28 protein-coding genes and 1 riboswitch are annotated in these 26457 nt (G+C 34.8%); of the genes, 17 read left to right on the top strand and 11 right to left on the bottom strand.

Going from position 1 to position 26457, the window contains the following annotated elements; all coding sequences use genetic code 11:
* The first annotated feature begins 61 nt into the window (after positions 1–61).
* The gene (locus tag X926_RS02005; protein WP_103064787.1) at positions 62–1021 is read left to right on the top strand and encodes an S-layer homology domain-containing protein; all 960 of its coding nucleotides are present in this window, start codon (positions 62–64) and stop codon (positions 1019–1021) included.
* 104 nt (positions 1022–1125) lie between these two features.
* Positions 1126–2487 (top strand): hypothetical protein, encoded by a 1362-nt coding sequence (locus tag X926_RS02000; RefSeq protein ID WP_103064786.1) that lies wholly within the window; start codon positions 1126–1128, stop codon positions 2485–2487.
* A 73-nt stretch (positions 2488–2560) separates the two neighbouring features.
* Here the strand turns inward: X926_RS02000 and murA are convergent, their stop codons facing one another.
* From murA to X926_RS01985, 3 genes are read right to left on the bottom strand one after another with little or no spacing between them, the layout of a single operon-like run.
* Positions 2561–3853 (bottom strand): UDP-N-acetylglucosamine 1-carboxyvinyltransferase, encoded by a 1293-nt coding sequence (gene murA / locus X926_RS01995; protein WP_103064785.1) that lies wholly within the window; start codon positions 3851–3853, stop codon positions 2561–2563.
* A gap of 33 nt (positions 3854–3886) precedes the next feature.
* Entirely contained in the window at positions 3887–4699 is an 813-nt protein-coding gene (locus X926_RS01990) for a hypothetical protein (RefSeq protein WP_103064784.1), read from the bottom strand.
* Complete coding sequence (locus tag X926_RS01985; protein ID WP_103064783.1) at positions 4650–5483, bottom strand: Cof-type HAD-IIB family hydrolase; 834 nt, start codon at positions 5481–5483, stop codon at positions 4650–4652. Before X926_RS01985 ends, X926_RS01990 begins: the two co-directional genes overlap by 50 nt.
* A 348-nt stretch (positions 5484–5831) precedes the next feature.
* Here X926_RS01985 and X926_RS01980 point away from each other — a divergent pair, with 348 nt between their 5' ends.
* Both X926_RS01980 and X926_RS01975 read left to right on the top strand, forming a co-directional pair.
* Positions 5832–6257, top strand: coding sequence for a PPC domain-containing DNA-binding protein (locus X926_RS01980; RefSeq protein WP_103064782.1), 426 nt, complete (start codon positions 5832–5834; stop codon positions 6255–6257).
* 31 nt (positions 6258–6288) lie between these two features.
* Positions 6289–7056, top strand: a complete 768-nt coding sequence (locus X926_RS01975) for a TatD family hydrolase (protein ID WP_103064781.1) — start codon at positions 6289–6291, stop codon at positions 7054–7056.
* Here the strand turns inward: X926_RS01975 and fmt are convergent.
* Genes fmt through surE form a run of 3 tightly spaced genes read right to left on the bottom strand, consistent with a single transcriptional unit; the run spans position 7043 to position 9298 of the window.
* Entirely contained in the window at positions 7043–8002 is a 960-nt protein-coding gene (gene fmt / locus X926_RS01970; RefSeq protein WP_103064780.1) for a methionyl-tRNA formyltransferase, read from the bottom strand. The genes X926_RS01975 and fmt overlap by 14 nt on opposite strands.
* Positions 7999–8535, bottom strand: coding sequence for a peptide deformylase (def, locus tag X926_RS01965; RefSeq protein ID WP_103064779.1), 537 nt, complete (start codon positions 8533–8535; stop codon positions 7999–8001). Before def ends, fmt begins: the two co-directional genes overlap by 4 nt.
* Before the next feature lie 4 nt (positions 8536–8539).
* Positions 8540–9298, bottom strand: coding sequence for a 5'/3'-nucleotidase SurE (gene surE, locus X926_RS01960; protein WP_012207904.1), 759 nt, complete (start codon positions 9296–9298; stop codon positions 8540–8542).
* 241 nt (positions 9299–9539) lie between these two features.
* On the opposite strand from surE, the gene X926_RS01955 reads away from it, so the two are divergent.
* The 6 genes from X926_RS01955 (at position 9540) to X926_RS01930 (ending at position 14972) form a co-directional block, all read left to right on the top strand.
* Positions 9540–10832 carry a nucleotidyltransferase gene (locus X926_RS01955; RefSeq protein WP_103064778.1) on the top strand — a complete coding sequence of 431 codons (1293 nt, stop codon included), beginning with the start codon at positions 9540–9542 and terminating at the stop codon, positions 10830–10832.
* A gap of 46 nt (positions 10833–10878) precedes the next feature.
* Positions 10879–12402, top strand: coding sequence for a glutamine-hydrolyzing GMP synthase (gene guaA / locus X926_RS01950; protein WP_103064777.1), 1524 nt, complete (start codon positions 10879–10881; stop codon positions 12400–12402).
* A gap of 17 nt (positions 12403–12419) precedes the next feature.
* Positions 12420–13073, top strand: coding sequence for a histidine phosphatase family protein (locus X926_RS01945; protein WP_158245173.1), 654 nt, complete (start codon positions 12420–12422; stop codon positions 13071–13073).
* A 31-nt stretch (positions 13074–13104) separates the two neighbouring features.
* Positions 13105–13806: a 2-phosphosulfolactate phosphatase gene (locus tag X926_RS01940; protein ID WP_103064775.1), complete on the top strand. Its 702-nt coding sequence runs from the start codon at positions 13105–13107 to the stop codon at positions 13804–13806.
* 29 nt (positions 13807–13835) lie between these two features.
* Positions 13836–14381 (top strand): ECF transporter S component, encoded by a 546-nt coding sequence (locus tag X926_RS01935; protein WP_103064774.1) that lies wholly within the window; start codon positions 13836–13838, stop codon positions 14379–14381.
* A gap of 138 nt (positions 14382–14519) precedes the next feature.
* On the top strand, positions 14520–14972 hold the full coding sequence (locus X926_RS01930; protein WP_103064773.1) for an Rrf2 family transcriptional regulator: 453 nt from the start codon (positions 14520–14522) through the stop codon (positions 14970–14972).
* Between the two features lie 5 nt (positions 14973–14977).
* Here the strand turns inward: X926_RS01930 and X926_RS01925 are convergent, their stop codons facing one another.
* From X926_RS01925 to X926_RS01910, 4 genes are read right to left on the bottom strand one after another with little or no spacing between them, the layout of a single operon-like run.
* On the bottom strand, positions 14978–15733 hold the full coding sequence (locus X926_RS01925) for a PfkB family carbohydrate kinase (RefSeq protein ID WP_103064772.1): 756 nt from the start codon (positions 15731–15733) through the stop codon (positions 14978–14980).
* Between the two features lie 10 nt (positions 15734–15743).
* Positions 15744–16514: an ABC transporter ATP-binding protein gene (locus tag X926_RS01920; protein ID WP_103064771.1), complete on the bottom strand. Its 771-nt coding sequence runs from the start codon at positions 16512–16514 to the stop codon at positions 15744–15746.
* Positions 16511–17521 carry an iron ABC transporter permease gene (locus X926_RS01915; protein WP_012207895.1) on the bottom strand — a complete coding sequence of 337 codons (1011 nt, stop codon included), beginning with the start codon at positions 17519–17521 and terminating at the stop codon, positions 16511–16513. Before X926_RS01915 ends, X926_RS01920 begins: the two co-directional genes overlap by 4 nt.
* Positions 17518–18396 carry an ABC transporter substrate-binding protein gene (locus X926_RS01910; RefSeq protein ID WP_103064770.1) on the bottom strand — a complete coding sequence of 293 codons (879 nt, stop codon included), beginning with the start codon at positions 18394–18396 and terminating at the stop codon, positions 17518–17520. The genes X926_RS01915 and X926_RS01910 overlap by 4 nt, the downstream gene beginning before the upstream one ends.
* Positions 18397–18463: 67 nt before the next feature.
* Positions 18464–18629: riboswitch (cobalamin riboswitch) on the bottom strand.
* 136 nt (positions 18630–18765) lie between these two features.
* On the opposite strand from X926_RS01910, the gene X926_RS01905 reads away from it, so the two are divergent.
* The 7 genes from X926_RS01905 to X926_RS01875 all read left to right on the top strand — a co-directional run bounded on the left by X926_RS01905 (position 18766) and on the right by X926_RS01875 (position 25068).
* A complete protein-coding gene (locus X926_RS01905) occupies positions 18766–19065 on the top strand; it encodes a stage V sporulation protein S (RefSeq protein WP_012207893.1) in 300 nt (99 codons plus the stop codon).
* Between the two features lie 26 nt (positions 19066–19091).
* Positions 19092–19322 carry a hypothetical protein gene (locus X926_RS01900; RefSeq protein WP_231282472.1) on the top strand — a complete coding sequence of 77 codons (231 nt, stop codon included), beginning with the start codon at positions 19092–19094 and terminating at the stop codon, positions 19320–19322.
* Positions 19306–20268: a DUF1385 domain-containing protein gene (locus X926_RS01895; RefSeq protein WP_103064769.1), complete on the top strand. Its 963-nt coding sequence runs from the start codon at positions 19306–19308 to the stop codon at positions 20266–20268. Before X926_RS01900 ends, X926_RS01895 begins: the two co-directional genes overlap by 17 nt.
* Positions 20269–20763: 495 nt before the next feature.
* Positions 20764–22089, top strand: coding sequence for a transcription termination factor Rho (gene rho, locus X926_RS01890; protein WP_012207890.1), 1326 nt, complete (start codon positions 20764–20766; stop codon positions 22087–22089).
* A 19-nt stretch (positions 22090–22108) separates the two neighbouring features.
* Positions 22109–22846, top strand: coding sequence for an alpha/beta hydrolase (locus tag X926_RS01885; protein WP_103064768.1), 738 nt, complete (start codon positions 22109–22111; stop codon positions 22844–22846).
* Between the two features lie 180 nt (positions 22847–23026).
* Positions 23027–23617, top strand: a complete 591-nt coding sequence (gene pyrE, locus X926_RS01880) for an orotate phosphoribosyltransferase (protein WP_103064767.1) — start codon at positions 23027–23029, stop codon at positions 23615–23617.
* 89 nt (positions 23618–23706) lie between these two features.
* The gene (locus X926_RS01875; RefSeq protein WP_103064766.1) at positions 23707–25068 is read left to right on the top strand and encodes a Do family serine endopeptidase; all 1362 of its coding nucleotides are present in this window, start codon (positions 23707–23709) and stop codon (positions 25066–25068) included.
* 62 nt (positions 25069–25130) lie between these two features.
* On the opposite strand, the gene glmM is transcribed toward X926_RS01875, so the two are convergent.
* Entirely contained in the window at positions 25131–26453 is a 1323-nt protein-coding gene (gene glmM, locus X926_RS01870) for a phosphoglucosamine mutase (RefSeq protein WP_103064765.1), read from the bottom strand.
* Positions 26454–26457 lie beyond the last annotated feature (4 nt).

The raw sequence follows: 26457 nt of genomic DNA, 5'->3' as shown, positions 1-26457 counted from the left end.
ACGGTTTTTTGAGAAAAGTAGTTTTTTATCAAATCAAAATCATAAAAGGGGGTAAGGAAGAATGAAGAAAACGCTTGCTTTATTTGCAGTAATGGTATTTGTGGTGTCTGCTTTTTCACTTGGCTTCACCGACGTAGGAGAGGATCATTGGGCGTATGATTACGTTACGAAGCTGGTAGAAAAAGGTGTAATTCCTGTAGACGAACCAACATTTAGAGGCTATGAACCTTTGACAAGGTCGGATGCAGCAGTTTGGATGTCGAGGTTGGTAACTTATTTAGAAAACTCTCCTGAAATCGCAAAGACGAGCGATTTAGCCTATTTGGAAGTCAAAGTAGACGATCTTTCAAAGAAAGTAAATAGCGTTGAAAGTCAGTTCAATTCATTGAATGAGCAGTTGCAAGCGAATGATCTTTTATCTGATCTGCAGGCAACGTATCAAGATGTTAAAAAGACAGCCTATAGAGCCAAAAACATTGGTGATGCTTTAGAGACTGATCTGTTGGCAGTTAGTCAGGACGTAGCTGGTTTAAAGGCAACGGTTAGTCAATTAGAGGTAACGGTAGAAGAAACAAAGAGTTTAGCTGAACAAAACCAAATGTTTGTCAAAGCATTGCCTTCGCTTTCTCAGAAAGTAGCTTCAAACGAAGAAAGGATTGCTTCACTTGAAGAATTCAAAACAACCATGGCAAAGCAACATTTGAATCTCAAATACGATACTTACGACAAGATCGACGAATTAAGCAACAGGGTATCTACAAATGAAGAGCAAATCGCATCTTTGTCTCAAGAGTTAGCAGAAGTACAAACTTTAGCCCACCAAAATCAGATGTATGCTACGTCTTTATTACCCAATCTTTCGAAACAAGTAACTGCTAACGAAGCAAAGATAACAGAGTTAAGTCAACAAGTTGAAGCTCAAAATGCAGAAATAGCAAAAGCGCAAGATAAAACAATGTTATGGCTAGTCGCTGGTTTGGGAGTTATTTTAGGTGCCGTTGGAATTTTCATGCCTCAATAAAATATTAACAAATATATGATTCATATTGACAAGTACTATGGATGTTTGCTATAATAGTAAGGATTTTTTAAAAAATTAAATCAAAAGTAGAAGGGGGTTTTTGTATGAAGAAAGTTTTATTGTCTTTGTTGGTAGTTTTTGCTTCATTGGCACTTTTTGCAGTAGAGCCAGCATTTGATGTTAGCGGTACGGCTGGTTTTGAATTCAAGATGGACGAAAAGGCGTTGGATATCGAATCGGTGTTAGACGCAGATCTCAGTATCGATGTTAGTTTTACTACAACATTTCCGGCAACTTTAACAGCAGGTTTTACATTTTCACCTGTGACTACTGAATCAACTCCAGTTAATGACGTTGATGGTAATCCTACAGATGTTGTAACAAGTGTTGCGCCTGGATTGAGTTTGGACTTTGTTCAATACGAACAAGAAGCGTGGTTATTAAGATTCGAACCTAATGTTATTGGGTTGAGTACTTACACAATTAACGGAGATTTCACTGATGCTGAAGGTGCATTAAAACTCGGCTTAACCGATTACGGGGTCAATTTAGTATTAGCAGACAGAGCACTTGGAGAAGTTACCGAGCATGCTACAGGAGATTTCGCTCTTCCCCAAGACTGGATTTTAGGTGCTAGTTACGATCTCGATGTAAGTGGAGTAAAAGGACTTGTTGCTGGAGCTTTCAAATTTGAAGATGCCTCCAACAATAGAGTTACGGTTGAAGTAGAAGTTGCAGAAGTGCCAGTTCCTGGTGAATTAAGTGCTGATGTAGCTTTTGGTTTACTGAATTTCTTAGATGATTCTGACGAGGCCTCATCTGCTACCGCATATAGAGTAGATGCTGCTTATAAATACCCATATGCAATGGAAACTATAACAGTTACACCTCACGTTGGATTCTTATGGCAGAATAATTTAGAAACTGTATATGAAGAAGAAAATAGTAACGATGTTGATGGCGCAATTAGTTGGGCTGACGCACAAGAAATCACAGCAGGGGTAGATTTAAGCTATCTTGCAACGCCAATAAAAGTAGACTTAACTGATACATTAACAATTAACATGTTAGAAGAAGATCCTGTTTATCTCTTAGATCTTACTCCAACCGTTGAGTACGCTATTTCAGAACTAAGTGTTGCAGGAGTAGAGGTACCTGTTTCTTTCTTAGATTTAACTAATGAAGGAACTATCACTGTTGAACCACATGGGTATGTTGAATATGTTGTACCAGATACAAAAGTTACTTTAGCTGCCGATGTGTATTATTTCTATGATAATAAAGACGAATCTGAAGATAACAAATTAGCTTATATGGGTGAAGTTACTTATGATCTAAACGACTACATGTCTGCAGGTGCTCACCTTGGCAACGAAGTTTTGGATGCTGATGGTAATTTAGTAGGAGCCGCCGAATTAACAGACTTACATTGGTATCTATATCTCAAAGCTGAGTTTGAATTCTAAGATAATTGATAAATCAAAAAGCTGGCTTTAAAAAAGCCAGCTTTTTTATTATTTGAAGTTTTAGAAAAAAATCTTATTTTTCATAAATTAATTCTATACCCACTTGTTCCAATTTTTCGTGTATGTTTTCATATCCTCTAAAGATATGATCCACATTCGAAATAATTGTTTCTCCTTCTGCAACGAGTCCAGCTATAAGTAAAGCTGCTGCGGCTCTAAGATCTGTAGCTTCTACAGGCGCTCCCGATAGTTTGTTTACTCCTTCTATAATTGCCGTGTTGTCTTCTACCCTAATCTTAGCACCCATTCTGTTCAATTCGTCAATATGGTAAAATCTACTTTTAAACACAGTTTCCGTTATTGTAGATCTCCCTGGGACCAAAGATAAAAATGTTGTGATCTGAGGCTGCAAATCTGTTGGAAAGCCTGGAAAAGGAGCTGTCTCCATGCTGATACTATTCAAGGTGTTAAGAAGAGTTTCCGCTACTTTTACTTCTCTTTTTTTCTCGTCGTAATCTATTGGGCTTCCAATATTATCAAACACTGAGAATAAACTATTTAGATGTTCAGCAGATACATTTTTTATGGTTAGTTTTTCGCCCACGAGTTTACCTAGTATGATGTATGTACCAGCTTCAATTCTGTCAGGAATTATGGTGTATTTTACCCCCGATAATTTTTTTACGCCTTCAATCTTCAATATTGAGGTTCCACCGCCTGTTATCTTAGCTCCCATTTTATTTAGAAAGTTTACTAAATCAGTTACTTCTGGCTCTATAGCGCAATTGGTGATAGTCGTTTTTACGCCTTCTAATAAGCAAGCGGTGGTCAAAACGTGTTCTGTAGCTCCAACACTTGGAAACGGTAGAGATATATTTATTTGGTTGTTGGGTTTGTTCAATTTACTTGTTACGAAACCGTGTTCTATAGAACTTTCAACACCCAACTTCTTTAAACCCTCTAAATGAAAGTCCACAGGTCTTGCACCGATCGAACAACCACCTGGAAGGGCAACTTTTGCATAACCATTTCTAAGGGTTAATGGACCGTAAACGTTGAAAGAAGCCCTCATTTTTCTTACGGGTTCATACGGGATCTCAGAATTGATAGTTCCGGAGCTTTTAATTATAAGTTGATCATCGAAACGTTCGATTTCTTTCCCCGCACTTTCTAGTATTTCAATCATAGTTCTAACGTCGGCTAAATCTGGAACATTCCTTAACTCAATGTCATCATCAGTGAGTAAAGAAGCTCCCATTATTGGCAACACAGCATTTTTTGAGCCGGAAACGGTCAAAGTGCCTTGTGCCTTTTGAGGTCCTTTTATGATCATTTTTCCAGATGTATCTAATCCAATACTTTTCAATTTAAGCCCCCCTAAGAAATAATGAAAGAACATTTACCAATTTTTATTTCCGGTAGGTAATAATTCACCAGAAAAAACCTTCCTTGCACTTTCTTCAACTGATTTGGAAAAATACGTTACCGATTTTAAATCTGTAGTATTTATTTTTCTATATAATAAGTTTTCTCCTTCATCTCGCCATCCCGTTAATACGATGCTATTGTTAAAAATTTCCTGAATTGTTTCTTCGAGAGTATCTTTACCGTAATTCCACGGAAGTGAAAATAGATTGTTTTTCTGCAAATAAAGATTATTACCATCAAAAAAGATATCCACATTTTTTATTTGATCTGAATAAGTATAAAACGATCCACTCTTTTGAAGTAATGATTGTGTGGCATTTCTATCGTCTTTGGAGGTTATAATGATTACAGGGGTGACACCACTTGTTTCTAATCCTCTTATCATTCTATAAAGGACTTCAGATATCAAATAAGGTGAATTTCCAATGTACTTTAAAGGATCATCAGAATCTTCTTCCAAAACCATTAAATTACCAAACACAACAAAATCAATTCCCAAGTTTTTAAGGTAATAACCTAATTCTCTTGAAAAATCCTGAATTAAAGAAAAGTTTCTAACTGCTCCTAACGCCAAATAACAAAGTTCGGGATCTATCTCATTTAAATTCAACAAATACCCCACTATATAATTTGGGTCTAATTCAGTATTTTCAATATCTGTTAAAGTATGAAAAAATTTTCCGACTATCTTGTCATCCTCTTTTATTATATCGTATATACTTCCAAAAGTAAAGCTAAGTATTAACATTGTCAAGATCGTCAGACAATATCTTTTCAATGGCATATGCCACACCATCCTCATCGTTACTTGGTATCAGGTAATTTGCTACTTTTTTTACGTCTTCTGTGGCGTTTCCCATGGCAAAACTATTTTTTGTTAATTCAAGCATGTCTATATCGTTTTCGGAATCACCAAAAACGTATAAAGTATTGGGATCTAAATTGTACATTTTTGAAATTATCTTCAAGCTATTTCCCTTGGAGACACCGTCAGGAATAAAGTCCAAGTAAGTATCCCAAGATTTCATGAGGTTAAACTCTCCTAGGAACTCTTTCTCCGCCAATTTTTTAACGAGGTCTATTTTCTCTGGCTCTCCAATTGCTAATATTTTTAATGTTGGGTGAGACGAATTTTGTATTTCATCTATTAAATCATCCACTAGCACATAATCAACAAATGAATGTTTAGAGTAATCTCTAATCTCTTTATCGTCCATTTCCGAAATAAGTTTATCGTTTATATAGATGTGCCTGTGGATATTAAGGCCTCTAAGAAATCTTATACACTTAACAGCACTTTCCTTTGAAACACCTTTTTCAAAAACTACTTTTCCATTGTGGTCGACTATATATCCTCCGTTGTATGAGGAAATAATCACATTCCCTTTCAAAAAAGGGAGAAAATTTTCAACTACGTACATAGTTGAAGCGTACATTCTTCCACTTGCTATTATTATAAGATGGCCCTCTTCTTTTAATCTTTTCAAAGTTTGGTATGTTTTTGGCGAAATTCTTACATCGGAATTTAAAAGAGTTCCATCCAAATCAAAAACAAAGGTTTTTTTCATCTTCTTCTCCTTTCGACCTGCGACCTTTTTAAAAGCAAAATCTTTCTTTTATTAGCGCCCCTTCGCCCCGCTCCCCACCCATCTAAGGAAGGGTTTCTGTCACCCTTTTAACCCGCTCCCCTGCCCATTAAGGAAAAGATTCTGTTACCACTTTGCCCCGCTCCCCACCCACAATTGGCCCTTCGCTCGGTAGCCTGAGATAATCTTAAACTGTCTTTTATTATTTTACCATATAAATCATTAATTATAAATTAATAAAGCCCACTTATAATGTTTTTCTTTCGCTTAAAGCCATCATAACAAATGTGTGGTATGATTTTTATAATCTAATTGAAGGGGGAGTATCGAATGGATTTTGCTAAATTTGGTAGTAAATACATAGTTAGATTAGATAAGGGAGAAGAAATAGTTTCAATGTTGAAAGACTTTTGTTCAAAAAATTCAATAAAATTAGGCACCGTATATGGCTTAGGTTCAACGAATGCTATAACAATTGGTTTGTTCAATACGCATGAGAAGAAATACTATTCAAAAGAGTTTAAAGGAGATTTTGAAATATTGAATCTTACAGGTAACATATCTACTATGAATGAAGATACGTATTTGCATTTACATGTAAGTATTTCAGATTCCGATCTTCGTTCTTATGGCGGACATTTAAATTCTGCAATAGTTAGTGGAACTGCAGAAATAATAGTTGAAAGTATAGAGGGTACAGTAGATAGAAAATTTGATTCAGAAATTGGTCTCAATCTGTATAATTTTAAGAGATAGTGCAGTCTATTGTGAGAAAGGAGTAAACAAATTGAATTTTATTGATACTCATTGCCACTTATTACTCAAACAGTTTGATGAAGATAGAAAAAAGATGTTGAAAAAAGCAAATGAAGAGCTAGATCTGTTGATAGAAATTGGTATAAATGTAGAGTCGTCAAAAAGGGTTGTTGATTTTATAAAAGATGAGGAAAAAATATTTGGAGCTGTTGGAATACATCCCACTGAAAGCCTGGATTTAAAGGAAACGGATTTGGATGAAATAAAAGAACTTGCAGGAAGGCCCAAGATAGTTGCAGTTGGAGAAATCGGATTGGATTTTCATTGGGAAACGAATAAGCAAGACCAGTATAAAAGTTTGGATGCTCAATTAGATATTGCCAAAGAGATGGGTTTACCGGTAGTTTTTCATATTAGAGATGCATATGATGAAGCGTATAATTTTTTGCAGAAAAAAGAATTGCCAGAAAAAAAAGGTGTAGTTCATTGTTTTTCAAGTGATTGGGAAACAGCACAGAAATTTTTGGATTTAGGATTATATTTAGGTTTTGATGGTCCGATTACTTATCCAAAAAATAATAAATTAAGAGAAGTGGTTGAAAAAACACCTGTTGATAGAATTTTACCTGAAACAGATTCGCCATTTTTACCTCCGGTGCCTTACAGGGGAAAAAGGAACAACCCGACATACGTAAAGTATGTTTATGAAAAAATATCAGAAATAAAAGGGATAGATGTTGAAACTTTAAAAGAGATAACAAAAAGCAACGTTGAAAAGCTTTTCTTTAATAGAGGCTAAAATGTGTCGATACTTTTAGCTTTTTCCCGTTGATGGCATCTATTGTGGTTATCTTTTTTTTGCCAGGGAATTGTATCTCTTTTATCTTTACAGCCCCGTCTCTACACTTTACAAGTATTCCGTCTTTTTCAATATCAATTATTGTTCCTGGTTCTTCTTTATTTTCTGTTGACAACAAATCAGGAGAAAATTCCGAACCAAATATCTTTACCTCTTCTTTTCCGTATACGCTTCTTACTCCAGGGTATGGATCGTAAGCTCTAATCTTGTTATGAACCTTTATAGTATCATTATTAAAATCTACTATGAGATCTCCTTTTGTAATTTTTTCTGCATATGAGGCTTCTTCTTCATTTTGTGGTTTCAAAGTTAACTGATCGAATGAGTTTAAAAACTCTAAAACAGTCTCTTTGGCAAGTAATAATAGTTTTTCATAAACTACGCCATAATTGTCGTTTATTTCAATAGAAATCCTTTTTTGAATGGCGATATCTCCCGCATCCAGAGCTTCTACCATCTTGAAAATAGTGATTCCTGTTTCATTTTCTCCATTTTCTATAGCTCGTTGAATTGGAGCTGCTCCCCGATATTTGGGCAATAGAGAAGCATGTACATTCCAACACCCTTTTGGTGGAAGTTTTAAAACATTTTTCCGCAATATTTTTCCAAAAGCAGCTGTGATAATAATATCAGGATTCAGCTCTTTCAAAAAGTCAAACCCTTCTCCCTTATTAACACTTTTTGGTTGAAATACGGGAACATTATATTTTAAGGCAACTTCCTTAACTGGTGTTGGTTTAAGCTTTTTTCCCCGCCCTTTAGGTCTGTCAGGCTGGGAAAATACTCCAACAACATTAAAATTGTTATTTATTAATTCTTCTAAAACTTCGGCACCGAAATCAGGTGTACCCATGAAAATAATTTTAAAATTTCTACTATTTGTCATCTTTTTACAGCTTCACCTAACTCTAATGCACGCTTTTTACCTTTTTCTATTATTTTGTTTAGTTCCTTTTTTAACAGGGCCTTCTTTACAATGGGCAATTTGTCAGTGAATAAAATTCCATCAAGATGATCTGTTTCATGTTGGAATATTCTTGCCTGATATCCATGAAGTTCTTCCTCAATGATGTTTCCGCTTAAATCTTGATAGCGTACCCTCACACCTTCAGGTCTAACAACATCTTCAAATATATCAGGAATGCTTAGGCATCCTTCTTCAAAGCTAACCTCTTCTCCTAAGAACTCTATTATTTCGGGATTAATAACAACTTTTTTGCCCTTTTCATTTTCTTCCCGAGAATCCATGATGAAAAACCTCAAAGATATTCCCACTTGAGGTGCAGCTAAACCAACTCCATCGTATAGATACATTGTAGAAAACATCTCATCAATGACATCTTTTAAATTGTCATCGAAATTTTCCACTTTTTTTGCCCTTTTTCTTAAAACAGGGTCTCCAATAATTCTAATTTCCATCTTTTTAAACCTCCAACCATGATTTTAATTCATCTATAAAATCATATTTTGTCATGAAAACACTTAAAGGCGTTACAGCAACATAACCTTGATTTATTACGTTGTAATCTGAATTGTCATCGTTATCATCTTCTATGATATTTCCCAACATCCAATAATAAGAATTCCCAAAAGGATCTTTTCTTTCTTCAAAGTAATCTTGGTATCTTCTTCTACTCTGCTTGGTAATTTTTATCCCCTTCATTTCATCGTAAGGGATTTTTGGGATATTGACATTTAATGTAGTAAATTCTGGCCAATTGTTCAAATCTAATTTTTCCAATATGTTCAAAACAACCTTTGCTCCATCTTCAAAGTTAGGATTGGAAAAGTCAACACATGAAACAGCGATAGAAGGATAACCACCAACAGCGCCTTCCAACGCCGCAGAAACGGTACCAGAATAAAGGACATCTGTTCCAAGATTGGCTCCCCTATTTATACCGGAGATTACCACGTCGAAATGTATGTCTTTATATATCGCGTCTAATCCAATTTTAACACAATCGGCAGGTGTTCCATTCACTGCGTGACCAAAGAAAGTATCTCCAAACTTAACTTTTTTAGCCCAAAGAGGGTTTCTCACTGTAATTCCATGCCCTGTTGCACTTCTTTCGATGTCGGGAGCGACAACGTAAACATCATGCTTTTGCTGGAGATAAGTTTTTAGTGTGATAATACCTGGAGACATTATTCCATCATCATTTGAAAGTAAAATATTCACAAGCCTTTCTACTCCTTTTTTAAATATATCTATTAATTTGCTTTTTATAATTTTAACATATTTAGATTATAATTCATTAAATACTTAATTAATTTTGCCGCTCTGTGCAAAACGTTTTTTTGTAATGCTTTTGAAACAGCATCCTTATTCTCGTTTGCGAAGCAAAGGATGCATGCAAATGACGTACACAAATCTGGTATAATAAATATAAAAGGCAATATTTTACATAAGGAGACCAATTTTGAAAGTTTTAGGTGTAGTTGTTGAATACAATCCCTTTCATAATGGACACCTTCATCATTTGAGAGAAGCTAAAACTTTAATTAACCCTGATTATACAATCGCTGTAATGAGCGGGAATTTTGTCCAAAGAGGAGAACCTGCAATCTTGGATAAGTTTTCTCGAGCTGAAGTTGCAATAAATATGGGAGTAGACATTGTCTTCGAATTGCCTTTTGTCTATTGTATACAAGATGCAAGCGGCTTTGCTACAGGGGCTATAGGAATATTAGAGAGAACTAACGTTGTTACAGATATTGTTTTTGGTAGTGAATCGAGTAATTTAGAAGTTTTGGATAAAATATCGACCATTTTATACGAGCAACCCAAAACTTTTAAAAAGTTATTAAACAAGAATTTAAAAAAAGGTTTATCATTTCCAAACGCTCGAAAATTTGCTTTAGTTGAATATTTAGAATCTTCAAATTACGAACACAATGTAATAGATATATTAGAACAATCAAACGATATCTTAGGTGTAGAGTATTTAAATGCTTTAAAATTATATGATTCAAAGATAGTTCCACATACTATTCAAAGAATAAAGGCGGGATACAATCAAAAAGAATTCACAGGTGAAATTTCCAGCGCCACTGCAATACGAAATCTTATAGAAAAAAATGAGATGAACAAAGTTAAACAGGGGGTTCCATCCCTTTCATATGAAGTTCTACTTAGGGAGATTGAAAAAGGTAAGGCTCCAATCATGTTTGAAAATATGAGAGATATGATTTTAGCCAAGCTGCGAATGATGAAAAAAGAAGAGTTAATGCAAATAGACGGTGTAAAAGAAGGATTAGAGACTAGATACTCAAAATTTTCCAAAATAAGTTCCAACCTCACAGAATTAGTAGACAACGTCAAGACGAAAAGGTTTACGTTGACAAGGGTGAAAAGGACTCTTTTAAAGATTTTTTTTGATTTAAAAGAGAAAGATGTAAAATTATACAACAGTCATGGACCACAATATTTAAGGGTTTTAGCCTTCACAAAGAAGGGTCAAGAGTTGCTGGGTAAAATGAAAAATCTTTCTGCTTATCCAATTATTACTACCCCATCGACATACAGAAAAACATATAATAGATTAAACGACAAGTTATTATCAAGCAAAAAAAGGTATCAAAGTATTCCTGAAATTTATTTAAATCAGATTGAATACGATTTTTTAGCAAGTAATATTTACACCCTATTATTCAAAAACAGGGATTTATCTTCATATGAACCTGATAAAAAGCAAAAGGTTATAATTTCATGATTGTGTTGGTTTATAATTAAAATATATCAATTTCGGAGGTTCCTAGATGGAAAAGATTCTTGTTATCGATTATGGTTCTCAGTACACTCAGCTTCTCGCAAAAAGGATTAGAGATCTGGGGGTATTTTCAGAAGTAATTCAATATGACGATAATATATCCCTTAGCAATGTGAAAGGCATAATCTTATCCGGTGGACCAGACAGCGTTTATGATATCGATGCACCCGATATATCAGATGAAATTTTGAACGCTGAACTACCTATTTTAGGTATTTGTTATGGAATGCAACTTATAGCGAAGAAACTTGGCGGGAAGGTTGAACAAAGAGGTATAGCTGAGTATGGAAAAACGAAGATTAACATAACCGATCAATCCCTCTTGTTTAAAAAGATTCCCAGTACGTTTAACGTTTGGATGAGCCACAAGGATATGGTAACTAAAGTTCCCGAGAAATTTAAAATTACTTCTCTCACCTCAAACAATATCATCTCTTCTTTTGAAAACGAATCAGAAAATATATACTGCATCCAATTTCACCCCGAAGTTAGACATACTGAATTTGGAGCTGATATATTAAAAAATTTCATTCACGGCATATGTGGGTTGAAAGGTTCATGGACTTTGATGGATTTTGTTGAAAATAAGATAAAGGAAATAAGAGATACTATCGGTGATAAAAAAGCAATTATAGCTTTATCAGGGGGAGTAGATTCATCAGTTGCGGCTGTACTAACCCATAAGGCTATAGGCAATAACCTGAAAGCCATCTTTGTAAACCATGGCCTTTTGAGAATGAACGAGGTTGAAGAAGTTGAAAGTACGTTCAGAGATTATATGGGTTTGAATTTGACAACTGTAGATGCCCAGGAGCGATTTTTAAGCAAATTAAAAAGGGTTACAGATCCTGAACAAAAACGTAAGATTATAGGTGAAGAGTTTATAAGGGTTTTTGAGCAAGAGGCCAAAAAAGAAAAAGACTGCGAGTATTTAATACAAGGAACAATATATTCAGATGTCATAGAAAGTGCAAAATCCGGGAAAAAGACATTCAAAATAAAGAGTCATCACAACGTGGGAGGACTTCCAGAGGATATAGATTTAAAAATAGTTGAACCACTTAAAGAGCTATTCAAAGACGAAGTTAGAAGCGTTGGAGAAATCTTAGGTCTCCCAAGAGAGATATTGTACAGGCATCCATTTCCAGGTCCTGGATTGGCGATTCGAATCATTGGAGAAATAAACGAAGAAAAATTAACAATTTTAAAAAAGGTAGATAGTATTTTTATAAAAACTCTTAAAGAAACAGGTTGGTACGATAAGGTATGGCAAGCTTTCGCTGTTTTAATACCGGTAAAAACGGTAGGTATAACTGGTGATAAAAGGAGTTATGGTTATGTAGCAGCTTTAAGATCTGTTGATAGTGTGGAAGGTATGACCGCAGATTGGTCTAAAATTCCATTTGAAATTTTGGACTTGGTTTCCAGTAGAATAACCAACGAAGTTGAAGCAATTACCAGAGTGGTTTACGATATTTCATCAAAACCCCCTGCTACAATTGAATGGGAATAATTGGAGGTGTACTAGTTTTGGATATTTATTTAGTAAGACATGGAGCCACACTTTGGAACAAAATGGGAATTTGGCAAGGTCAAAGAGACGTAGAACTTGATGAAGAAGGAATTAGTCAGGCTAAGGCAACCGCAGAAAGATTCAAAAATATGGAAATAGATGGAATGTATACATCTGTTCTACAAAGGGCTATTAAAACGGCAGAAATCATAAATCAGTACCATAATTTGCAAATAAAAAAAGATCCTGATTTGAGTGAATGCGATATAGGGAATTGGGATGGGAAAAAGTTAGAAGAGATACTTCTTAATTACAAAGAGCAATTAGAGTATTGGCATAAGGATATCTGGGCAGTGGTGGATGGTGTTGAGGCTTTAGGTGATGTTCAAAGAAGGGCTGTAAGGGCTATAAAAAGAATTGTTAAAGAGCATAACTTAGAGGATAAAATAGTCGTGGTTGCACATGGTTTAGCTATTAGGACTATTATTTCCTGGATTCTTAATATTCCACTTAATCAACATACCTCTTTTAGAGTTGACAATACATCTGTTTCACACGTTATATATGAAGGAGATTATAGATACATTTTAGCTTCTTTAAACGAAACGTGGCATCTCGAATATTATGGGCTAGAAACCTATCTCACTCCAGAAGAAAAGGAGATCGATTAAGATAACAGAAGAAAGTCTTTTTGAGCGAGAAATGAATGTCTATTTTCTACCTAATGAGAATATAAAAAATCATCAGATCTATATCCTTATCGATCTTTTAAGGGCTACTTCTAGTATATCTGCGTTAGTCCATTGTGGTGCAGAAGAAATTTTTGTAACGGACGACATCAGCGTGGCAAAAGAATTGAAAAATATGGGATATTTACTCGCAGGCGAAAGAGGAGCCATAAAGTTAGAAGGTTTTGATTTTGGCAATTCTCCTTTGGAATTTTTAAATAATTCTGATAAAATAAGGAGAAAATCAATTGTACTAACTACTTCCAACGGATCTAAAGCTATGAAAAAAATAAACGAACTTGGAGATACAATTGCGCTTTCATTGCTGAATTTCTCTTCTGTAGTGGATTTCATAGTACAAAAAGATTTTCAAAATATTGGCATAGTTTGCTCTGGCACCAATGGGGTCGTTTCTTTAGAAGATTCATATCTGGCTGGATTGTTTGTTCAAAAAATCATGGAAAAACATACTTACAACTTAAATGATGGCGCGAAGATATCTTTAAATTTAACTAAAAGCAAGAGAAGTTATGTCATGAATTCCGATCATGCCAAAAGGCTTAAAAATCTTGGGCTCAAAGATGATCTGGAATTTTGTTTCAACATGGATTTATTTAAAGTAGTACCGTATTCAAAACAAAACAGTTATACATTCAAAAATTTAATTACAGTTTAGATCCATATATCAAAATGGAGGTGATTTACATGGAGAATGCTACCGCTCACCAGACAACTCTAAGAAGAGTTGCAAGATCACCTGTGTATATAGCGTTGGGAGTTGTTGTTTTTTCCTTTTTGGTTCATAGCATCGGTAATCCAATGCTGGGAACTATAATCTTACCGTTGCATTTTGTTGCTTTAATGGCTGGTATCATGGAAGGGGCAACGATTGGATTACTTGTAGGGGCTTTAATGCCTGTTTTAAATTTCTTGCTTTTTGGTATGCCACCATTCCCTGTTTTTATATTTATGACTATAGAAGTTGCAACCTACGGTTTTATATCAGGACTTTTAAATAAGAAAAACATATATTTTAATCTTATAGTATCAATGTTGATAGGTAGAGGTGTATATATGATAGCTTATTACACCATAGGACTAATACTTAACATAAACCTTAGTCCTTTAACTTCAATTTTGATGAGTTATGTGTTCGGGATTCCAGGTATAATTCTTCAACTGTTATTTATACCGATGATTGTGAAAAGAATGCCGTTTTCTGTTAGAGCAGATAGAGGAGCGAAAAGGTAAAGACTCCTATGATTTTCTGGGTTTGGGTCAAAATAATAAAACCTTTTCCTTATGGGTGGGGAGCGGGGCGAAGGGGTGCTTAAAAGGGTCTTAGAATTCTTCAAGGGACTATAAAAAAAATAAAGGCGGAGGAGTTTAATGTCGTTAACAGTAAAAAGTTGTTATGCCATACGTGGTTTGTATGAAATGTATAAACTTCAAAACAGAAACGAAGATGAGAAAAACAACAAAATCTCAATAGCGAAGATTGCTGAAAGTTCTGGTATTTCTCAAGAATTTTTGGCAAAGATATTTGCCGAGTTAAAAAAAGCCAATATAGTTTCTTCGGAAAAAGGTAAATTTGGAGGGTTTTATTTTACAAAAGCACCTGAAGAAATCGTCCTTTCGGAAATTGTAGAGGTCTTAGAAGTGCCGTTGAACTCGTATGATTGTATTTCCGAGGGTGAATGTGAAAATCAAAAAAATTGTCCTGTCGAATTTGTCTGGAAAAGGGTACAAAATGCAATATTCAATGAACTATCTAAAATTACGTTAAAAGACGTGATAGAATACGGTGAGAAGAAGGAAGCTTTAGCATCTAAAAGTCAATAATATTATTATTTAAACTTCATATTGATAATTTTGTTGTAAGCTCCTAAGTATTCTGAGATTTTCTGAGTAGCGTCCACGGCATTTTGTAGAATTTGTTCTTTCTCTAAATTATTCAAAATTCCGTCTATTAAGACTGTATCAAACACGTCACCCATACCGATTTCATATGAAGCCTTTTGGCCAGATAATGCTACTATTTTTTCACCCCATTTGGCCCCTTTTTCTCCCATCTTCACAACATCACAGGTAAACAGAAAATTTTCACACTCTTTTTCGTTACCAATAAAAAACACATTTTCACACCTTTTATCTATTAACTTTGGCCTGGGACCTATATCAAAAAAGATTTTTTTGTAATTCAGAAAAATATCGCTGTTTATTATTCGTTCATTAGTTTCGGTAGTGATGAAGAGATACTCTGATTTATTCTTTGGTATAAACAAATCTAAATCATTTATTCTTCTATCTATTGCAATTGGTTTTTCATTTAATGTAATAAAAGTAGCAGTGTTTTTATCAACCATCTTTATCCATTCAACATTAACAGAATGAAAGGATAGTTTTTCCAACAAGTACTCTCCAACGAAATCTTTTCCCACATTACCGAACATCCTCACATTATGGCCTAATTGAGAAAGACCGATAGCCACATTTAGTGCCGATCCTCCCGGAAGTTGTAAAATTTCAGAATTGTGAAAACCATCATTTTTAAGTATATAAATGTCTAAAAAAATCCCACCGATTACGTCGATAGTAGCCATTTTTCACACCTTATTTGAATAAAATTTGAGGGACTTTTTTTATCGGATGTTTTATAATATAAGCATCCATTTCAAAGATTTCCCCCATGATGGATTCAGTTAACACCTCCGCCGGTGTACCTGAATATTTAACAGTTCCATCCTTCATAATGATTATTTTATCGGAGAATAATGCAGCATTGTTCACATCATGAAATACTGCTAGGACCGTTTTCTTTTCTTTGGTGACCATTTCCTTAACTAATTTCAAAAGACTTTGGGTATAACCTGGGTCTAAATGCGAAGAGAATTCATCCAAAAGCAATATGGGAGTTCTTTGGGCAATTGCTCGAGCTATCATAACTTTTTGCTTTTCTCCTCCAGACATAGATGAAAATGGCTTGTTCTTATAATTTATTAGTCCAACAGTTTGAAGGGCTTCATCGATAATCCTCTTGTCCTGTTCGGATTCAAAAAAGCTTATTCTCTTTGAGAAAGGTATTCTTGACGTTGAAACGATACTTTCCAAATCGTAATCGAAAGCGGTGTTGAATTCTTGGGGTACAACTGCTACCTTCTTAGATAGTTCTTTGTTAGAATAATTCTTTAATTCACTATCGTTTAGTATTATTTCTCCTTTGTAATTTCTGATGATCCCTGAAAGAATCTTGATCAGAGTACTTTTACCCGCTCCATTGGGACCAATTATAGAAATAATATCTCCTTTTATTATTTTTAAATCATCGATTTTCAAAAAAAAGCCATTTCCATAAGTGAAACGGACGTTGTTAAATGTTATCATATTTTCTCTTTTCTCCTCATTACAAAAATGAAAATTGGAGCACCTACTATTGAGGTCACTACACCGATAGGAAGTTCTGTTGGAGCAAATAGTGTTCTGGAAACAAAATCGGCAGACATTAAAAACATTCCTCCAATGAAGAGTGAATACAAATTTGAAACAAACGAGTACGGCCCTTTAATCATTCGAACTATATGAGGGATAATAAGTCCTACAAAACCAATTATTCCTACCTGCGACACAGTAAAAGATACTGCAAAAACGTTTATTACAATCAAAAAAAGCTTCAATCTATCGGGGTTTATCCCTGAGAATACAGCCATGTCATCCCCCATAGAAAGGACGTTCAGTTGTTTAGAAAATAATAAAACTAAAATAAATTGAAAGATAAGTGTAAAAATAAATTTAAAATTGTCGCTCCAAATTAAATCTGCTGTACTTCCCATCAACCATGTATTGACGTGAATTAAGTTTCCCCAATACATCACGGTAAAAAGTGTTGTAAAAGAATTAAACAAAAAACTAATTATCACCCCGCTTAGTATTAGAGATAAAACAGGGAGTTTTTTACCCTGTCGAGCCAATATTAAAACAATAAATGTCGCTAAGATACCAAAAAGAAAAGAAAAAGTTTCCAGTCCGAGAAAAAGAGAAAGACCATAAATACTGCTCAACGCGGTGTATAACACAGCACCAAAGCTTGCCCCTGACGAGATTCCTAAAATGTATGGATCTGCGAGGGGATTTTGTACTACCAATTGTAAAACATTCCCGGAAACTGCTAATATGCTTCCAACAAGAAAACTTCCAACCACTCTTGGAAGCCTTATGTTTAAAATCAAATTGTTGTAAATATCGTTGTTGTTTTTAGCTATTAAAGAGGTGAAAATGTCTTTAACGGGAACCTTGACACTCCCAAAGGATGTGAAAAGTAAAATTAATAAAAAGCTCGAGATTATGAGAAATAAAACAAGGGGGAACTCCCCTCGTTTTTTGATCTGTTTCATCTATTTTCACCAAAATACTCGTATAATTGTTCAAGTATATCGATCAATGATGGAGAAGCTTGATGCATTTTGTTACCATCGACCATTACTATTTTTCCTTCTTTAACAGCTTTTACGTTTTTAAACTGTTCGGCATTTAAGATAGTATTTTTAGAGGTTTCGTCGCCTTCATAATACGAGGAAACAATTATTATATCAGGATTTTGAGCAACGACGAATTCAGGTCCAACCAGTAAAAAACCATTGTTCCCAGTATATGGAGCGGCTAAATTTAATCCTCCAGCGTAGGCAATTAACTCATTTATATATGAACCGGTTCCTGCTGTCCAAATTTCAGATACATTATTTTGAACCATTAAATATAAAACTTTTGGTTTATCTTTCCAAGTGAAAGAGTTTTTGGCAATATTTAAAACACTTTGCCTCAGTTCATTTGAAAGAGCCTGGGCTTTTTCTCTTTCCCCCAAAATACTGCCAATTAATACAATTTCCCTGTAAATATCGTTGAAACTCACTGGATTAATCACCAACGATTTAATATTGTACCTTTCCAACCTACTAATCTCAGGCTCTTGAAATCCTCCGGTTAAAAATACAACATCAGGACTTAAAGAAACTATTTTCTCCAGGTTTAAAGGTACTAAATTACCAATTTTCTCGGCATCAATGTTAATATCCCAATCTGTAACGCCCACAACTTTGTCCTCTAAACCTAGATATTTGATGTAATCAGATACAGCTGGTGCGGCGGAAATAACCCTGTTGACCTCCTCTTCAAAAGGAACTAATCTTCCAAGGTCGTCCACCAATAAATACTCAGCGCTCAAAACAACCGACAACAAAACTGTAAAAAAAGTAAATAACACCTTCCTCATACCAAATGGCCTCCTTGTATAAATTAGCGCCATTTAAACATTTTTTCTATCTCTTTGGCGCGAAGAGATAGAAAAAACAGCATTATTCAGGTCTCCCGACTTTCGGATCACTCTACTCCTTACGCCTTCCCGGATCTCTCCAGTGGCTTTTTGTAAGTTTCGTCCCCGATTACGGTGGCGCGACCGTAACGGATTTTCACCGTTTTCCCTTAAAATAATGCAGTAAATATTAACTTCATTACTTGCCGTGAGGCTGTTTCTTTTTAATTATATCATTTAGATATTCTTTTTTCAATTTTTTCTTTGACATTATTAAAATTTATGATAGAATAAATATATATAGCCTGTCCACAAAGGAGGAGCCAAGACATGGAAGTGTTGAAAGTCAGTCATTCATCTGCACCGAACAAAGTTGCTGGAGCTATAGCAGGAGTTCTGTCAAAAACAGACGAGGTTGAGCTACAAGCTATTGGAGCTGGAGCGGTTAATCAAGCAGTGAAGGCTATTGCCATTGCAAAGAGATTTATCGAGGCTAAAGGCAAGGAGATATACGTTATCCCTGGTTTTGTGGAGGTTGAAGTAGGTTCAGAAAAAAGAACTGGTATTAAGTTTAAAGTCGTTGCAAGGGTTTCTGAAAGTATTTCCCCAGAAGAATATTCTCAACAGTAAAAATGAATGAAAATGAGAAAGCAATATTGGAAATCATTGAAGCGTGTTCACAAAACACGCACCTTTTTGATATAATAAAAGACATTACAAAATTGAATAATGATGAAAGGTACAAATTGAGAAGAAAGGCGTCTCAAGTGCTTAATAAGAACAATGGAATAGACAAAGAGGCTATAAAATTTTACTATGTAGTCACTGAACAAGGTGTTGCAGAAGAAATTTTAAGGAGGATCCAATCTAGTGAAACCAAAACCTAAAACAGTAGGTGGACAAGCGGTTATCGAAGGCGTAATGATGAAAGGAATAAATACCGTAGTCGCGGTAAAAAGAAAAGACGGAAGTATTGCAGTTAAAAGATTAAAGGATAACTCATGGGGAATTTGGGAAAAAATACCCATTATAAGAGGTTTTTTTGTATTGCTACATTCAATGATAATTGGTATGAACGCATTATCTTATTCGGCTAAAGTATCTGGAGAAGAAGATGAAGAATTAACTACAAAAGATATGGTTATCGCCATATTGCTTGCGGTTGCAGTTGCAACATTAGGGTTTGGTGTTTTACCTGTATTTTTAACCAGACCTTTCAATATTAAATCTGAATTTTGGTTTGCATTTGTTGAAGGTTTTATAAGAGCGTTTTTGGTTGTCGCCTACATCTGGGGTATTTCTTTCATGAAAGATATAAAAAGGGTTTTTCAGTACCACGGAGCCGAACACAAAAGTGTATATACCTACGAAAACAACGAACCTTTAGAGGTCAAATACGCCCGAAAATACACAACTTTACATCCTCGATGTGGTACTAGTTTCTTGATAATTACAGTTTTTGCTTCGATTATTGTTTTTGCCATAACGGGAGGATTAGGCTTCAATTCAACTTTACAGAAAGTAATATCTAGAATAGTGCTTCTTCCATTAGTTGCAGGCTTAGCTTACGAATTTCAAAGGTTCACCGCAAAAATCATCGACACAAAAATAGGAAAAATTCTTGCCTATCCGGGTTTGTTGCTTCAAAAAATTACTACCAAGGAACCTGAAAAAGAACAATTGGAAATAGGGCTCATATCTTTAGAATATGCCCTCAAAGAAAATTTTGATGGGGAAATACTTTTAGATAAACATGGAAACCTACTTGAAAATCGAGGTACCGAAAGCAAAGTCTTAGCTCCAGGCGTAACTTCTTTCAAAGTCGATTCTTAATGTCTTAAAATAAATTGCTTGGCTTTTAAAAAGTTTTATCGTGTTTGATAATTTTTTATATTATATTTTCTGAATTACGATTGAACTTCTTTTAGATTCTCCCAAGAACGTTTATTGTTCTCCTCACAATACTATTTTTGATTTTAACCCTTTTTGCTTTTGAGGGATTACTTCATTCTTATGTTGTGGTATCCACACAAAATTCATTAATATATTATGATCTGTATGTTATATTCTTACTCTAGAAGTCAAATGCCTACATTTATAAAGGATAATTTGTGGGTTGAGCTTCGCAATGAAAGGGTAAAACTACTTTCCTTAGAAGGGTAGGCTGCGTTTGCTGCAGTGTGCAAAAAATGTTTTTAAATGATTGTGACCTTGATTTGGGGTTTTTAAGGGGGTTCCCCTTAACGATCGGCGCTAAAAAAAGAAAAAATCTACTTTTAAAACGGTTAAATAGCACAGCCAAAACTAAAGGTAATAAGGAGGATTCACATGGATGAAAATACTAACAATTTAGTATCAAAGAAACAAAGTAGGGATAATATCCAAGCCATTGAAATTAATATGGCTAAATTAAACGAAATGACCAGAAAAGAATTATACGAATTAGCTCGTAAACTCGAAATATCAAATTATTCCAAGATGACAAAAAGCGAATTAAAGTTTGCTATTTTAAGAAAGCAAACTGAATCAATCGGATACTTCTTCTATGAAGGAATTTTGGAAGTATTGCCGGATGGTTACGGTTTCTTGAGAAGCGTAGACAACTCGTTGTTGCCTGGAACCGATGATATATATGTTTCTCAATCACAGATTAGAAAATTCAACCTTTTCACGGGAGACATAATAGCTGGTCAAATAAGACCTCCAAAAGAAGGTGAAAGATTTTTTGCCTTATTAAGAGTAGAAGCGGTAAATTCTTTACCTCCCGAAAACGCTCGGGATAGAGTCTCTTTCGAAAATTTGACTCCCGAGTATCCCAAAACCAGAATGGTTTTGGAACATAAAAACGCACCATACAGTTCCAGAATTATTGATCTATTCTCTCCTATAGGTTTTGGGCAAAGAGGTTTAATAGTTGCTCCCCCTAAGGCTGGTAAAACCACGCTGTTAAAAGATATTGCTAACTCCATTGCTGAAAATTACCCCGATACTAGAAGGTACATACTTTTAATAGACGAACGACCTGAAGAGGTAACGGATATCCGTGATACAGTAGATGCTAACGTCATAGCAGCACCGTTCGATATGGACCCAGAAAATCAAATAAGAATCGCAGAAATGGCTTTGGAACATTTTAAGAGGTTGGTTGAGTTTGGCCACGATGTAGTTGTCCTTGTTGATAGTTTGACGAGAGTTGCACGTGAATACAACCTTTATGTACCATCCAGTGGGAAATTGCTGAGTGGAGGTCTTGACCCTGCCGCTGTAATTTTCCCAAAGAAATTTTTTGGTGCTGCAAGAAAGATTAGAGAAGGCGGTAGTCTTACTATTTTAGCCACTGCATTAATAGAAACAGGATCGAAAATGGATGAAGTGATATTTGAAGAATTTAAAGGTACAGGAAATATGGAACTGGTGTTAGCTAGAGAAATGTCTAATGAGAGAATATTTCCTGCCATAAACTTAAAATTATCGGGTACCCGAAAAGAAGAATTGTTATATAGTCCTGATGAGATGAAAAATACAATCATTCTAAGAAAGTTCATTAACGATATGTCCCCAAAAGAAGCCTTGGAATTCATCTTGAGTTTATTACGAAAGCATAAAACTAATGATGAAATAATGGAAGCGATAGAAAATCAAAAAGCTTTGTGAACTGTGATATAATTTGTTTATGAAAATATATCATAGATACTACATGCCAAACACCTATAACTATAAAACTTTATATCTGATTCATGGTCTCGGAGAATATTCTGGAAGATACGTGAATTTCATTAAGCAATTAAATGAAAAAGGGATTGCTGTGTATACCTTTGATCTTCCCGGGCACGGTTATACTTCGGGGAAAAAAGGTGATATAGAGAATTTTTACGAAGTTTATTCTTTTTTGGAAAATTATGTTCAAGAAGAATATATTCTATTCGGACACTCTCTTGGTGGGTTGATCGCCACAAGATTTGTTGAAATAACAGAGAAAAAACCGAAAAAACTAATACTTTCTTCTCCTGCCTTGGGTGATATTAAACAATTGAGTTGGCTTTTAAACCTTTTCTCAATATTTCCTACTTTGTCTTTTTCAAATCGGATAAATCCTTATGATCTATCGACGGATGAAAAAGCTTGTGAATTTTATGAAAAAGATCCCCTGGTACACGATAAAATAACCGTTCGAACTGCTCGACAAATGTTTGACGAAGCTGATATTGCATTGAATGAAATCGAAAAGGTTGATATTCCCACATTGTTGCTTTTTGGAGAGGAAGATAAAATAGTCAACATCGAAGAGTATAAGAAGATAAAGAATTCAAACATTTCCAAAATTTCTTTTTCCAAAGGTAAACATGAGTTATTTGAATGCATTTACAATAAAAATAAATTTTATGATAAGATTTTCGAATTTTTAAAATAGAGATAAATTCTTTAGAAATAAAAATTGGGTGGGGGTTTGCTGCAGTATGCAAACAATGTTTTTAAATGATTTGACCTTGATTTGGGGTTTTTAAGGGGGTTCCCCTTAACGATCGGGCAAAGGGGCGCTAACATAATTTTAGAGTATATAAAATAGAGATACCAGGAGGTAAAAATCTTAATGATAGATAACACAAAAAATGATGAAACTAAAGTATTAAAAATACTGCAAGACACCGGGGCCTTTTTAAAGGGGCACTTTTTATTATCTTCCGGATTACATTCAGACACATATATTCAATGTGCAAAAGTTCTTAAATATCCAGAGTATTCGGAACTTCTTGGCAAATTAATTGCTGATAAAGTAGCCTCAAAAATAGACTACGTTGTTTCCCCCGCATTGGGAGGAATTATCATAGGATACGAAGTGGCGAGAGCTTTAAAAGTACCATTTTTATTCGCAGAGAGAGATGAAATGGGAAACATGAGTTTACGTAGAGATCAGGTCATCAATAATAACAGCAAAATACTAATAGTAGAAGATGTAATAACTACAGGAAAATCCACACTGGAAGTTGCAAAATTGGTTGAAAGTAACGGAGGATACGTGACTTCATTCGCCTGTATCGTCAATAGATCTGATAAAATTGTTTTAGAAAACAGAGAAATCATATCTCTAGTTAAGATACAAGCTGCTACCTACTCCTCAGAAAACTGTCCTTTATGTATCCAAGGTTTACAATTAGTAAAACCAGGTAGTAGAAAACAATAGAAACAACAAAACTGAAAATTCAAGCTTTTAAGTTTCTTTTAAGAAGTTGGTTTATAATTTAAGTAAATAGAATAATCGGAGGTGCTAGTATGAAAAAATCTATCGTTTTGATTTTGACAGTATTTTTGCTTTCCATATCTTCGTTTTCAATTGTGAATGAAGGATACGAAAGCCCCATAGTTAATGTGGTTGAAGAGGCCGCTCCAGCGGTTGTAAATATTGAATCCACTCGTTCAGCTCCAGTTCCTGTGGACCCATACATTCAAGATTTTTTTGAAAGATTTTTTGGTCAACAAATGCCAGAGTATCAAACAAAAGGAGTGGGGTCTGGCTTTATTTTCGATAAAAGAGGTTATATATTGACAAATTACCATGTGATAGATAGTGCAGAAAAGATATCTGTATCCTTGCCGAATGGAAAGGACTATGACGCCGAGTTGGTAGGTGGTGATGAAGATCTCGATTTAGCAATAATAAAAATAAGTGCTGATGAAGATTTACCAACGCTACCTTTAGGTGATTCAGACAAGATTAGGATTGGAGAGGATGCTATAGCTATAGGCAATCCACTGGGTTTACAAAATACTGTTACGGCAGGGGTTATAAGTGCAACCAATAGGAGCATTCCAAAACCCGATGGAAATGGGAATTATGTTGATTTAATACAGACTGATGCAACTATTAATCCAGGTAATAGTGGAGGTCCCTTACTGAATATACATGGGGAAGTCATTGGGATCAACACTGCAATCGCAGTAGATCCTCAGTTAGGAAGCGTGAACATAGGGTTCGCCATTCCTATTAACATAGCGAAAAGATTTGCTGATTCTGTAATGGAAACAGGGACCTTTCAAAGAGCTTATTTAGGTGTATACATCAGCGATATAACTGAAGAATTGAAAAAATCTTTGGGGTTAAAAGTAGACAAAGGAGCCTATGTCCAAGATTTGGTACCAGGAGGAGCTGCTGAGAAAGCAGGTATAAAAGCGAATGACGTAATAGTTGAAGTGAACGGTAAAAAAATTGAAAATACAGACGATTTAACTTCATTGTTGGCTACTTATCCAGCAGGGAATACTGTAGAGGTTGTTGTTGATAGGTTTGGAGAAAGGATTACTTTCAATGTAACTTTGGGGAGCCAAACACCTGAAGTCGTAGAAGCCTATTTTGGAATCGTAGTTAGGGATATAACTTCAGAAGATCGACAAAAATACAGTATAAGAAGTAGCATTCAAGGAGTCATTGTTGAAGAAATACAAGACGATACATACGCGCTTGGGCTAAGAGCAGGTGATGTTATTACAGAGATAGCGGTTAATGGAGTGTATTACGACATACAGAACGTAGCTGACTGGGAAAAAATAGCTTCCTCAGTTGAAAAGAACAGTTATGTGGCATTGATAGTTTATAGAAATAATGTGAGGTACGTTGTTCAATTCTTCTATAGGTAAACCAGAATAATCGATTAAAAAACGGGGCTTTTTAACACTAACCCCGTTTTTTTTAAGCTATTTCACTCGTTATCAATACTTTGTATAAGTTGGCTAAATTCTGTGATGCATGTTTTAATTGTTTCTTCATTGGACCCTTCTGTCATGATTCTTATTTTTGGTTCAGTTCCTGAAGGTCTGACTACAATTCTGAATCCTTCAATACTTTGATATTTTCTTATTAAATTTTCAATTCTGCTGTCCTTCATGATTTTTACTTTATCTTTTACTGTAACGTTTTCCAAGTGTTGTGGATATTTAGGAATTTCTTGAAGAAAATTATCAAGAGACTTAGAAAAATATTTCAGCGTTTCCAAAGTCTCTAAAGCGGTAATTATTCCGTCGCCGGTAGTGGATCTATCAAGAAATATAATGTGTCCTGATTGCTCACCACCGATTGTAGCATTTTCTTGTAGCATTTTTTCCAAAACGTATTTATCTCCTACGTCTGTACGTATAAGATGTATTTCATTTTTCTTTAAATACTCTTCCAAACCTAAATTACTCATAATTGTTGAAACAACAATTTTGTTTTTTAGTCTTTCTTGAGCCTTTAATTTCAGAGCGTTGATAGCCATCAAAACATCACCATCTACGAGATTACCGAAGCGATCTATAAAAAGGCATCTGTCTGCATCTCCGTCGAACAAGATGCCAAAGTCATATTTTTCTTCCTTAACGATTTTAGATAATGTTTGATGTGATGTAGAACCACAGTTTTCGTTGATATTGAAACCATCAGGGGCATTTTGGTATACCGTATAATTCAAGTTAAGTTCACCAAAGATATCGTTTATTATCGCTCCAGCAGCTCCGTTAGCGACATCAACAGCAATTTTTAAATCATTACATTGTAAGTTCTTTTTATATAGAGAAACCACATAATCAACATATTCTTTTTTTGAAGAGTCTTCTATGTATCTTCCAATATCTCTATAATCACTGTATTTAAGTAGACCTTTCAAAATTATTTCTTCTAGCTTTTCTTCTGTTTCATCTGAAATTTTAAATCCTTCACAAAAAACTTTTAATCCGTTGTACATTGGAGGATTATGAGATGCAGAAATGACAACACCTATAGATTTTTCTATTTTCGTTATAAATGCTAATCCTGGTGTAGTTAGAACTCCACATGACTCTACATTCATTCCACCTACCAATGCTCCAGAAGCTAAAGCCATTTCTAATACCTTTCCTGAATTTCGTGTATCTCTTGCAATATACAATTTTTTATACTCTGAACCAAAAAGGTTAGCAAGTGCGTTTCCGAGTTTCATCGCCAAGTCAATGGTCAGCTTTTCATTAACGACCTCTCTTATGCCGTCTGTACCGAATAAAAACTTCATCTAC

The organism is Petrotoga sp. HWHPT.55.6.3, from assembly GCF_002895495.1.
In the GTDB taxonomy this organism is placed as follows: Bacteria; Thermotogota; Thermotogae; order Petrotogales; family Petrotogaceae; genus Petrotoga; species Petrotoga mobilis.
This window is presented reverse-complemented; position numbering and strand designations above follow the sequence as displayed.